This window comes from Bombilactobacillus bombi, assembly GCF_013607485.1.
GTDB classification, from domain to species: Bacteria; Bacillota; Bacilli; order Lactobacillales; family Lactobacillaceae; genus Bombilactobacillus; species Bombilactobacillus bombi_A.
On the sequence record NZ_SCHP01000014.1, the window covers coordinates 18,317 to 32,809 of the forward strand.

The 14,493-nt window shown below is 34.2% G+C and carries 3 protein-coding genes; all 3 read right to left on the bottom strand.

Translation table 11 applies throughout. The annotated features are described in order from the left end of the window. Positions 1–88: 88 nt before the first annotated feature. The 3 genes from EQ827_RS04530 to EQ827_RS04540 all read right to left on the bottom strand — a co-directional run bounded on the left by EQ827_RS04530 (position 89) and on the right by EQ827_RS04540 (position 14,328). On the bottom strand, positions 89–4,108 hold the full coding sequence (locus EQ827_RS04530) for a hypothetical protein (protein ID WP_181189802.1): 4,020 nt from the start codon (positions 4,106–4,108) through the stop codon (positions 89–91). 368 nt (positions 4,109–4,476) lie between these two features. Further along, entirely contained in the window at positions 4,477–8,997 is a 4,521-nt protein-coding gene (locus EQ827_RS04535) for a hypothetical protein (RefSeq protein WP_181189803.1), read from the bottom strand. 1,017 nt (positions 8,998–10,014) lie between these two features. Further along, positions 10,015–14,328 (bottom strand): pectate lyase-like adhesive domain-containing protein, encoded by a 4,314-nt coding sequence (locus EQ827_RS04540; protein ID WP_181189804.1) that lies wholly within the window; start codon positions 14,326–14,328, stop codon positions 10,015–10,017. Positions 14,329–14,493 lie beyond the last annotated feature (165 nt).

The following is a 14,493-nucleotide window of genomic DNA, read 5'->3' on the forward strand; positions in this document are numbered from 1 at the left end:
TTATAACATTTAATATTACAGCAAACTCCATAACAGACAATGTAGTAGTCTTTCAACTAAGAAGCTGTCGCCCATCTTACACGTTGCTTTAATTAGGCCCAAATGTTAAGGTCCAGATCAATTTAGCTGAATGCTTTTGTGTAACATGCGAAAGAGTATTAGGAATATACAAGAATGGACCTTGTACTTGCTTACCATTGCTTCTATCAAACCACGTATCGGAAATATTATCCATACTATTATTATTTAATTCAGCTAAATATTCAAAATTAGATAAGGGAATATTGTGACTGCCATCTTGATATTTTAAATTTTTATCTAGGAAGTCATCTCCCAATAATGAGAAGAGGCTGGCTTTTAACTGAACGGATTGTTCTGATGAGGTTCCATTAATAATACTCAAAGTACCATCTAATTTTTTAATAGGTAACTTATCAGCATTATTAATGGTATTGATGACATTATTACCATAGTCAATCTGAGTAGGAACAATTAGTACCACACTACCATCTGTATTATAATTCAACGTATTGCTGGTTCCCAAATCTTGAACTGTCCCATCATTAGAAACTGTGGTTAGCGTATCACTGTCAATTGCAACTGGCGACACAGCTGCATTTTTAATAGTGATAGGCTGAGTTACTTCAAAAACTGTACCCGCTGGAAAATCACCTGTACTCCAGCCAAAATCTTTAGCAATATAGTGCTGGCCACTAATAAAGTCTTTAGTAATAGGAGCTGGAACTTTCTTATTATTTTGATCAAGATAATAAGCCCTAATTTTGGCACCTGTATTTTTAGTGATATTTAGGTCTCCATCACCTTGAGTGATAAAAATTTGGTGCAGAGGCCGTTTAAATTGAGGCTCAAAGGTAGTTTGAACTTGATAGTCACCATCTTTAATTTTATGTTGAGCTTCTTGGACAGGAGCATTATTAATAGTCTTTATTCCCTTATATCGAGGAAAATTCAAAACTGTATAATGCCAGTGATAATTATCCCCGCCGCTCGCGATATTGTTATTATTTTCATCATAGGCGTAATTACTAGGAGTAGCATTATCATGGGCTTTAAAAGTAAATTCATGTTGTCCCACCTCTTGGGCGGTGCCAATTTTAAAATCCTTTTTTTCTAGGGATTTTAATTTCATTGTTATTGGTGAAATATCACCTTTAAGGGCTTTCCCATCTATCTGACCATTAGTAATTGAAAGTTCTGGGGTTTTACTATTAAAATTATCATCACCATCATAATACTGAATTGGAACTTGAATATCATCGCCTAAAAGGTATTGTCGATCCTCTCTTACATGCAAAGATAAATTGCAAATATAAGTAATCGAATACATATCTTCTTGGTAATTGGCCACTAAGCTCGTCCAAATTTGATCGGTAGCCTTAAAATGAATTTTCGGAGCTTGAGGATTATTTTCATAATACTTTTTCAGTACTGCTTGTAAATCAAATTTGAGTGTATGATTATCCACTTTCGATGGATCCCACCGACCATTGTCCCAGGTTACCAGACTATCATCCAAATATTTCGGACTGGCATCAACTTTCTTACCAACCGTTGGACTATCTTGGAAACCGCCAGTTCCATTGCTGATGACAGGATTAAAATTCCCCTGATTATCTTCTAATTGATTAGGAGTAACCGAAGACACTAACTGACTACTTGGACCAGATAAATCAGAATTGGTCTTTTGCTTAGCTTCATATGCACTATTATCTACTGTACCGAGCTCAGTAACTGACCCATCTTCATGATGAATACGCAAATGAACTCGAGGTGGGGTCGGGACAAACTTTTGCGATTCAACATTATTATTATTCTCCCAAGTATCACCACCAGCTTGAGCGTTTAAAATATATTGACCTTGATTAGGATATATAACAGAGGAATTTCTGCTTAACTCTAAAGAAGGACTAGGTAAATCAGAAAACTGTATATATCTAAATTCCTTGCCTAGCATCTTCATCATAGCTGTTCTTAAAAAATCCAAATCTTTCTTTGGTGCTTGAATAATTTTCCCACCATTTAAGTAAAGCAATGGAGCCAGCAAATTATGTGTAAATGGAAGAGTGAGTCGTTGAACACGAATCGCGCCGTCACTATTCATCCCCACATTTACGTCTTCTGGAGTTTGAAAACCGATGGTTTCACCATTAATAGTACCTGTATCATTAATGCGTCCAGTATCACCACTAGCTTTAATTCGCGTATTATACACTTTAATATCGGCACCACTACTAGTAGCAACCGTTTGAGCAACTGGAAAGGAAACCCCACCCATTTGTGAAACAGGATAATTTGCCGGAATAGTTATGGTATTACCATTATTAACATAGACTAGAGCACTATTAGCCGACTGATGTTTATTTAAATCTAGCGACACATTTTCTGGATTATTAATCAGAATATTCATCGCACCTGCAGAATATAATAGATTAATTGGCGAGTCAGCATCATTGTTTTTATCACCAACAGCAAGTTGGAAATTGCCGCCAGTTTTAACATTAATATTCATACCAGCGCCAACATACATCAATCCTCCATGTTGATTGTTACGTGTAGTATTGTTGTACTTACCAAGATTATAAGCAGTAATCGTAAAGGAGCCATGGGAAAGATTGGCGGTTCCACTAGCAAAAAATACCAGCGGGCGATTATCAATTATAGGCCCATCACTATCAATATTAATCTGTGGATAGGCTTCACCTTTAACTTGATAATAATTTAATTTGGCATCACTAGCATCCATATTGATAGCACCGCAAGGCTGATCTATGGAAGATTGATGCTCAGCATTAGGGTCATCTTTGCCCTTGCAATGAATATTTAAAACAGCTGAACCCTTCATATCAATCGTTGCCGGAGTATCTCTGTTTTGGGTATACATGTAAATTCCCCAAGACATACCGCTACAGTTACTACCATAACCATCAAGTGGCAGTTCTGGGGTGCTGCCATGTGGATACAAATCAACGTGAGAATCACTTTCAAAGGTAGCTTTCCCCGTTAAGAAGAGACATTGGCCGTCATAAGTATATCCAGTATAATGACATTGAGATCCAAAAACAATCCGATCAACTTGAAAATTCTGCTGATTACCGCCACCTTCACACTCCCAAATATAATTTGAACCAGGAGATTTATACGAATCTGTCGAATGAACAGTAACATCACCTTGAATAGTAACTCCGCTAGTCCCATTGCCCGTCCAAGCTAATTGAGAACCCGTATAACTAATATCTTTATAAGTAATCCAACTATAACCACCATGTAAACCAGAATTTTTCAAATCAGGATTTTCATAATTAGAGGCATCACCAGTATTACTGCTAACAATTCCCCAAAATGTCGTCCCGTAAATATCTAAATCTTCAATTGTCCAATTTTCTTTATAAGGACTGTCTAGAGGATTAGGATTACGATAATTTATACCGGTCAACGCTAAATTATTAAAACCCATATTCAACCAATATCTATGGATACTATCACTAGACAATCCAGTAATAGTTAAATTATCATGACGAATAGAAACAAACTTATAGGATAAATAACCGTTTACACCAGTTCCATGAGTTTCACCCATTCTTGGGCGATTAATCGAATAATTTCTGGCTGTAATATCATCCGCTTGTGTGATATCAATACTATTCATTAAAACAATTTTATGAATATTAGATACTGGTAACGGGTCTTGTCGACTTCCTCCAAGATATAAATAACTACTTAAATTGCCAGCCGCAGAAAAAGTCTTCCATGCATTTTTGTTGGATGAATTAAAAGACCAGGTCGGACTGGCTGGATCATAAATAGCTTCCAAAAATCCTTTGGGGGTATATACATAGGCCGTAAATCCCCCTTGACCATCATCTGATAAATCCAAATCGTGATCAGGAGATGCATAAGGATTATCAGAATCACTCAATAGATTTTGAGGAGTAGGTAACGTTTGTTTAAAAAACGTATTATTTGCAGAACTAGGATGCTCTAATGAAGCAACGCTGATCAAAGTTAAAGGATCATTATCCAATTGTACCGCACTAACAGACATTGTCCTTAATAAAAATAAAACTAATAAAATAAACAACAGTAACATCAGAGAAAAAATCCTTTTGAGTATTTCTTTATTTGTTTGATCTTTCATTGTTACTATCATGCTTTCTTTAGTAAATTTATACTTATTTTAACACCATTATTATATTCATTTTATATCATTTTTAAAATAATATTGCACCTTAATATTTAAAATCCCAATTACCAGTTAAAAGAGATGGCTACAGCCACAACTTGAGGATATAAAAGGCTGGGAAAATATTTTTCCCAGCCTTTTATCATATCATTGAGCGTATATTAAATTATTAGCAAGAATCCTAGCCATAAATTTACATCTAATGATTAAAACAAAGTTCTTATTTTTAATTTAATAAGCATGACTTCTGAGCAGCTTAGTATTAGATTTGAATATTATGGACCAAATATTAAAGTCCAAGTAAGTTGAGCCGATTGTGAACCGATATTTGGTATTTGCGATAAGGATCGCAAATCTAGCATTGGGCCAGCCGCTTGCTTATTATTATTATCTTTCCAAGCAGCAGAAATATCCACTGAATTATTACTTTGTGCATTACTCAAATTCCCATCATAAATTAGTAAACCATTAATAGGCCGAAAATTATTAGTATTGGGAATCTGATAACGTAAATATTGTGTCAACAAATTATTTGCAGAATTATTAGGTGTATCTGCTGCTAAATCTGCTGTCAACTTAACTTTTTGCGAATCGGTTGTTTCATTAATAATTTTTAAAGCACCTGTCATATTGTCAATAGGTAATAAATCGTGTGTCATATTATGATGGCGTCCATAATTAATTTTTTCGGGAACTTCCAAAGTTAAAGAACCAGAACCATTATATGCCAGGGTATTACTGGTACCCAGATCTTTCGTTGTGCCATCAGCTGCTTGAGAGGTGATAACATCACTATCAATAAAGACTGATTGATTCTTTTCAGCAGTAATTGTAATCGGACGTTCTACTGTAAAAGTTGTTCCTTTAGGAAAATCAGTCAACTTATTCCATCCGAAATACGCTGGAGTATATACTTGATTAGAATTAGAAGTATCAAAGCTTTTTTTCGGAGAAGTAACCTTTTGATGAGTATTGTTATCCACATAAGAAGCTATAATATTACCTGTACCTTTTCCCTGCCAAAATGAATCTTTGTTGGGGGTAGAATCACTATGACGAATCATGATGGAATGCACTGCTTCATTAACCTTTGGGGTAAAGGTCGTAGTCAATGTATGGGAACCCTTTAAAATCTTGCTTTGGTTATCTTTACCTGTTCCATAAGGGTTATCTTTAATACTTAAATCACCCCCGTAAGCAGGCAAGGGCAAGACTGTATAATGCCAAGTAAAGTTATCACCACTAATGCCAGCATTATTAGTTTTTTTGTTATCATCATAAGCAACATTAATTGGCTTAGCGTTATCTTGTGCAGTGAAACTGACTGAATGAGTTTTGGCTTTACCATTATCTAAATCACTAGCATCAGCGATCTTGATTTTCCAGGAATTGTTATTAGTCTGCTTGGGTTTTAAATCAACTGTTCCATTTATGGCCTTAGCAGCATCATTATCAATAATACCATTTAACACTAGTTTAGGATCTTTAGGTAAATAAAAGTCATCACCATCATAATACTTCAGAGAAGCAGTTACATCATCACCTAATAAGAAAGTAGCGTTATCATTATTCAGACTAAGCGTCAAATTCTTAATATAGGTAGTCATTAAGGGTGTAGATTGAAAGTTAGTTACAGCACTAGTTATGATTTGATCATTGGAAGTTAAATGCAACTGCTCCTTGTCAGAATGATTTTTATTATAATTATCCAATAAGACATTCAATTTATAAGAAAGAGTATGCTTGTAATCACGATAAGCACCGAGCCCACTTTTACTATTATCCCAGCCATTCGTATCCCAGTGAGCGCCACCATTTTTGCCATCATCTAGAGGCAAATATTTAGGTAAATCATTATCCCAACCAGTGATTTGACTTTGTGGATTGCTGGGAAGACCATCAGGGTATTTTTTAATTACCTTACCTAAATTGGGATTAGGTACAAGATTATTATTGTTATTAGGATCAGGAACAAGCACCCTCATGTTGCCTAAGTTATCGTCTAAGACATTAGGCGTTACTGGATTAACTAATTCAGCAGCATCTGGCGGCATAATCATACTATTAGCTTTTTGCTGAGCTTCTTTGGTATTTACTACTGTACCTAAATCAAAATAATCAAATTCGTTAGAGTTGCCTTTAGGACGCTTGACTTGAACACGAACTAGCGGTGTTTCAGGATCAAATTCGCTTTTTATTTGATCATTATCAAATTTGCTTTTAATCGAAGTAGGGAAATCTTGGTCATAATTTTGATATTGATCACCGCCAACATGTGCCTTGATTATCCAATCGTTCACTTTCTTGTTAGGATTATTAGGATCAGGAACAGCATTTTTATTAGGATAAACTACTGATGAACCATCATCTAAAATTAAAGCAGGATTAGGTAGATCTGTTAAATTAATATAGCGAAATTCTTTACCTAACATGTCAAACATTGCATCTTTTAAGGGACGCAGTGCTTCAGTGTCATTTGCTTGGACTACCTTAGTACCATCCGCAAATAACAAGGGATCAATTAAATTGTTTGTAAAGGGTAATTCTAGTCTTTGAACACGTATAGGTCCACCTGTAGTGCTTCCTCCAACTACAACATCCTTCGGACTGCCTATAGGGCCTATAATTTTTTCTCCATTAAGAATAGAGTCACCTTTGGAATTGACAGGAGCTCTGTTATTACCGTAAGCTCGAATTTTAGTGTCATAAACTTCAATATCCGCACTCGAATCACTGGCCCACGAATTTGGAATAATTGGAAAGCGAGCCTGCAAAGCTTTAACAATTCCATTCGGTAAGACAACATGTGTGCCTGTTGGAATCTTATAGTTACCTATTTCGATATATTTTTGATTAGGATGAGTGGGATCTTGCGGAACCGTTACTACAGTTGACGTTCTACTTGCCCTATTACTATTATCAGCATACACCAGGGCACTGGCATCACAGGGATCTTCAGTTAAATCTAAGGTAACATTGGCCGGATTAACGATACTGATATTCATCGTCCCACCAGAATATAAAAGATTTAAAGGATGATCCTGATTATGACCAGGTCCTACCACAATACTAAAAGTTCCACCATAGCGAACTTTAATATTCATGTCTGCACCAACGTTCATTAAACCATTAACACCCTTACCAGTTCTATTAGTATTATCATAATCACCCAAATTATCAGCTTTAACGCTAAAAGATCCTTGGGATAAATCAGCAGAACCAGATCCAAAGTATACTAAAGGCTTATTGCTATAAATGGGCTGTTTACTCAAGACTTCCAAATTAGGGTATTTACTTTTTCCATTTATATCTTTCACACTTTCAAAAGTTAACTGGGCATATATACTGGACATATAAATGCCACCAGGAGCCGCATTATCCACTAAAGGTTTAGCATCAGTTATAGTAGGTATTCCTGCATCATCTGCATCACAAATAATTTTCAAATGGGCGGAACCTCTTAAATTCAATTTAGGTGGATCATCCTTTGTTCCACCTATAATCAAAATTCCATATGGTATATCTCCAATATTACTATTATTAACACTTTCGGGAGATGTTCCATGAGGATGTAACTCTACATTAGATCCATCTTCAAATATAGCATTACCCCTTAATTCAATACAATTACTATTATATGTGTAGCCATAATAATTACAGTTGGATGTAAAAAAAATACTTTGAGCCTGAATATTTTGTTGATCTCCACCTGTTCGCCAAGACTGTGAAGTATATTTAACAGGATCATGTGGTGCATAATAGTCCTTTAAAGAATATACTTTAACATCCCTTGATATATAAATTACAACATCTGCATTTGGATCAGCCCAAGATAACTGTGCCCCGTAGTAGCTGATATTATCATATCTTTCTATAGTATGATTGCCCATAGTTGCCCCATAAACTATTCCAAAATAACAACTACCATAAATATCTAAATTTTTAATAGTAAAATCATAATTTGATCTGTTACGATCAGAAGCCCATGTTTCTATGGTAACATTACCCAAATTCAGATAATGACGAATATGAAGCGGAGATGTATCTTCACCATCAATAGTTAAACAACTATAGGTAAAAGTTTCTCCATTACCGCCTTTTTCATCTACTAAGCTGGGAAGCCTTTTAGTTACAAGATACGCCAAATTTGTAGCACCATTATGATTAGTTGATGGCGTAAAAAGATTCACTCGTTTAGTTAATTGGCCTTTTCCGTCTTTTACAAAAATAGGATAATTCCTTTGTTCTTCACTAACCTTAGTTAAATCAATATCCCTTTCTAGAACAATTTTTACAATATCCGAATAATTTCCCACACCATCGTTAGAATCGGATTGCTGATAGGGACAATAATTTCCATTATAAGTAATATCGCCATTATTTGCTCTTCGATAGACACCATAAACAGCATGTATAAACTGACTAGCATTATATACATGAGCGATTTTAGCCTGAACCTCAACTGTATTTCCATTTATATCAGTAACAGTTTTAGGTGCACCTTCATTTTCTAAAACATAGTCATGAGAGCCATCACCATTTGGATCATTAGGATCTATTGCCCCTCTAGGTTGTAAGGAAATACCATTCTTTTGAAAATTAATAAAAGAGGTATTAGACTCAGAACTTTGTGTATATAAGAATGGATTTACTAATTTGTTAACAGTACTGCTAATATTCATCGGATTCTGTTGTTCTTTAGCAAGAACAGTTTCTACCTGATATTTATAGTAGCCAATTATCGTCATTAGCAACGTAATTACAATAATAAATGACTGCCCTTTTTTTAATTTCATTAGTATTGACCTCCGAACAAATAAAATCTATTTTTTGAGAAATTTCTTTTAAGAACAGATAGTAAGCTTTTATCTCTATTAGAGATAAACAAACTAATAACAGCAGCTTTGCGCAACTTTAACATTGTTGATTATTCTTCCAGAAATCTCTTTATGTAAATATTGATAGCTAAATAAAGGATCAGTTTTCAAAAAATGAAGCGCAAAATAAAAGCTAATAAGCACAAATTTTAAATAGTTAGCACCGTTAAAATCGAGCCAATCTTCTTAAAGTTATTAATAAAATACTCAGTAAATAGTCGTAATAATATTAAGAAAGGATAAATCAAAAAGTTAATTGACGATTCCTATGATTTATCTTAAAACCATAACAAATCCTTGCTAATGTAGTTAAACTGCCACCATAAAAGCAAAGATTGATGAAGTACTAATGATTTAACAAAATTTAAGCTCAAATGCTAAACTCTTTAAACTAATAATTATGAACAAATAAGAGATTAATCTTTTTGGATATGATGATTGAACACTTACATAATAAGAACAATGCATTTTGATCCTTTAAGTAAGATAAAAATGATAGCTTATCCTTTAAAAGTGTGACAATATATCATATTTCAATCAAAAAACAGGCTTATTCGCCAAAGTCCACCGCAACAAGAGGCTTATGCTTAACAACACAAACATAGAACGAACACTTAATCACTGATCTTTAAAAGTCCTGAAGCGATTACTCACGTAGCTTTTCATCTTATTACAGTTAAACGTATAATTTATAAACTTCATAAATGTAACTGTTTTTAATTTTTAAATAACCCTTTATATGCCGATTATAACATTTAATGCAATAAAAACACGATTATAAGTTTAACTTATAGTCATTAAAATATCAATCTCAAATTGTGATTAAGTAGAAGTTATCAGTAATTAGAACATATTTTAAAAACAAAAAAGCTAGATCACTAAGATCTAGCTGGTAAACACCCTTTTTGTCCTTTCTTGCAATCGTCCATACTAAAATTACTGAATACTATTATCTACACTCCAAGTTATAGTAGATTTATATTCTTGTACCTTGTAATTATTATGTTGATTAATGTGTAAGAATAATCCTATAGTCTGGATTCCTTTATTCCACCAATCATTAGCTATCATAACAGTCTTATCAGTTGTTGCCGGCCCACTAGCGGGAAGAGTGCCAACATTAATTACATCACCTATTTGTGTCGCCTGTGATAAATAGCTCTTATTACCCGATATGGATTTATAATACAGCCCCTCGTCTGGATCGCTTAATTGATTAGTATTATCTAACGTACCGGTCAGATAATCATCTAATATTGCATAAACTGCCAATGAATTATGAGAAACTGGTGTATATTCTAACCTTAAATTATCTTTAACATCTTTATCATTTGTTATCTGATAATCTTTATCTTCTATCTTAGACACCGTATGATTCCCAAAATCTATTTTATTTGGTACTGTCAATACAATTTTATAAGGATTACCAATTTTAATTGTCTTACTTTCACCTAAATTGACTAGATCGATTTGATCTTGTCCGTTAACTGTATGTTTATAGTTAGTTTGCATATGTGTAGATGCTAATAAGAGATCCTTTGTGGCTGTTAATAGTCTTACTTTATTGTCTAATTCAAAGATTGTATTTACAGGAAAATTATCAGTTGTAAGTTTAAAGTCGCTGGGTTTCACAGTCACTTGATGGCTATTATTCCATTTTGTTGCAAATGAATATTTCTTGCCATTTATTGTTGCGATAATTGTTACGGAATCCTTAACATCAATTTCTGGTGAATCGTTATCACCAGTAGCACTATCCCCACGGGTAAAGGTTACATTATTACCAATCTCCATAGTATTAGCTTGGGGCGTAAAAATATTCTTTTCTGTATAAATATCTGTTCCGATCCGATCAGGATTAGGCTTAACAAAACTGGGATCATTGCTATAACGCAACTTTTGTCCCCATAATTCTTTCTTACCTGAATAACTTGGTAAATTAAGAACTTCATAATCATATTCAAGCAATTCATTATTATCAATTTTACCCGCTGAATTCAAGTTAAAATCTGGACTACGTCCATTTTGATTGTCACTACCGTAAAATTTAAAAGCGTGTTTACCTAAATTACTAGTTACAGGAACAGTAGGACTATTAACTATGGACCATTGGACGTCTTTCCACTCAGCTGCTTGTCCAGGATTAGTTCCAGAAGCAGGAATCGCCGGTTGTGTTAATCCAATATCAAATCCAGGATTGGGAACAGCAGCAGTGGGCGTATGACTTTTAATAGTTGGAGCATTAGGATCCAAAGCATCAGTAATATTTGGTGATCCTAAATACCATCCTGTTAATATTAATTTTTTGGCATCGGGATGATTTTCTTGATACTGCACAGGTAGCTGGAGATCGCTACCTTTAGCATAATAGGTTTTATATTTGTTCCCTAATTTCAAATTCAAAGTAGTCACTTTAATCGGTATAACTTGAGAAGCCTGAAAAGCATGTTCAGCCAAAACATTTATCGTATCAGAACCGGTTAATTGAATTGGATTAGCCAAATTTTTATTATTGTATTCCTTAATAACTTTGTCTACATCAATAGTAAACTGATTTCCGTTCCAGGTCACACACTTTTGACTATCAGGAATATTATCATCATCCTTATCCCCGTAATTAATATATTCCCAGGGTGTATCTGTATAAGTGCTTGTACCTGATACCGTATATGCTGGAATACCCTTATCTGATAAATACTTAACTTCTTTGGGGACAGTATTGCCATTTGCATCCTTAGAATATTCCCAATCCCACGCATCTGGCTGAATAGGATGGTTTATTACATTGGAATCTAAGGCTTTAGTTAGTGGATCCCCAATATCTTTTTTGTCATTAGTTTTAGTTCCCAAATCAATAGTTTTAACTTTGCCCGACGCATCAAGTCTATTTAATACTAAGCGAAGACGTGGAAGTACTTTATCATTAGATTGATACGGAGCTAAGCCTGTTGTTATATCTTTACCTGCTGTATCTGTTACTACTCCAGTTATTTTGCGTTGAGTAGGTGTGATTTCAGAAATTTTATTAATTTGAGGTGTAGTATCAGTAATTTTAGGTCCATCATCAATAGCTCTAACTGTAATTGAATCAAATTCACGAATCTTTCTAACAGGCCCAATGACATAATCACCCAACATAGGTGTGATAACATCTTTTAATGCTAATAGAGATGCACCATTAGATTGTACTCCCATTTGTACATCAGCATTGGTATACGGTGGAATAGCAGTTTGTAAAAAATTTCCATTGAAAGGCAAATTTAAATATTCGAAAGGTGTTTCTTTTAATTCAACATCGGGATCATCACTACCTGGAGTATTGATCTTATGACCGATAGCACTAGCTTTAACACCATGCATTTCTACCCTACCAGTACCATTGACTAAGTAAGCATTGGGATTATTATGTGGTGTTTCAATCTTTAATAACTTAGGTTTATAGACATAAACATTAAACTGTCCAGTTCCTGAGGTAGTCAGCATATTAACATTTCCTGTAGCACCTGGTGCTGATAAGTCGAAGGTTCCTCCTCTATCAATCTGAACTTGTGCTCCCGAACCAATACCTAATACATTAGCATTATTGCTGCCTAAGTTTTCAGCTTTAATATACATTGCACCACCACCGATGTCGGCAGTACCGCCGTTAACAGTTACTAAATTGATATTTGTAGGCAAAGCAACTGTACTATTAATATAAATAGAAGCATTAGATTCTTTATCATAGTAAATACCACTATTTTGATTAGTGCCGGCCATAAATAGGCCGATAGCTGATGCAGAGTAATTTCCATCTGTGTTAGTAGTACCAACAGGCATTTGCGGAACATTATAGTGGAAATTTGTGACTGAATTGTCAATAGTACGTCTAGCAGATAAAGGTAATTTATCACAAATAATATTTAGCTTACTATCTTTTTTCATATTAACTTTAGCAGTACCACCTTTTAAATAAAGCCCAGCAGATATATAACTAGTAGGACTATCTTCAGGCGTTGTATAAATATCTCTATGAGGAAATAAATTAACTATTGCATTTTTTTCGATATTAGCATTGCCAGTTAACTCAATTGTATTACCGCTAAATGTATAACCATTATATTGGGAATCAGGTTCAAAAGTTACTTCTTTAGCTTGAATATTTTGTTGATCTCCGCCGCCAGCGTTAGTTTGACATCTATACTTAATTTTACCTACACCTACAACAGGAGAATCATAATTATAATCGACTAAAGAATAAGCATTTACTTTACCATCAATCATTACAAAAGTACTACTGCCTTCACCAAATGAAAATTGAGACCCATAATAATTCATATTTCTATAAGTCTGTCTAGCAAAGTTTGAAGTCCCACCATCATAAGCATCAATAAGTCCATAATAGCAACTGCCATAAGTATCTATATTTTCAAAGGTAATATCTTGATTCGAATTACTGTATGTTTGCAAAGTTAAATTACCCATATTAAGCGAGTGTCTACCATTTTCTGCACTGGTTCCATCAATAACTAGATGACTAAATGTATGGGTATTATTAATATCAGTTTCATCTTTTTGGCTAGGACGTCTGGTTGTAGTTAGATATTTATATCCTCCTGCACCATTAGTATTACCGTCAACAATATAAGTTAGAGAAGAAGCAAAGTTGACTGGAACCAATCTACCATCTGGAGCTTTAATTTTTATATTATCTTCTTTTGAAAAACTAGGTATATCAATATTTTCCTCTAAAACAATTTTAGTAATATTAGTGTAACGACCTGTATTATACATTCCATCAGCCACATTTTTGTAAGGAATTTCATCATAACTTGCATTATGGTCAATTGGCGTAACACCATCCGATTTAACTTGATAATAACCATATACTGCCTGTAAAAATTGCTTAGCCGTTTTTACATGTGCAATCAATCCTTGGGGTTTGCCAGTTGACGGATCAGCAGGCCAATTAGGATCGGGTTCCAATGCAAATTCATTTGTCATTTTATTCGGGTCAGTGACTCCATCATCTGGCCACTGCCATGTTTTCAATAATGGGGTACCATTGCTTGGTATATACGGACTAGTGACTGGAGAACTATCTCTTAATAAACTGGCAGGGTTTACCAATTTACTCACAGTATCGCTAATATTTATCGGATTATGCTGTTCCTTAGCTAGAACAATGCTTACCTGATATTTATAGCAAATCAAAATGGACAATAAAAACACAAGTGCCATAAAAACAAAATGACCAATTTTTATTTTCATCTGTGAAAACCTCCGAACAATAAAGTATATTTTTGAAGTGCCTGTTTCAAGAGCATTTTAATAATATAGGATTTCTGATAGTGATAAATAACGACAATATTAGCTTAGGTATAAACAATTCAGGCTAATTAAAATCTCATATTGAGATTATAAATAGTACATTAA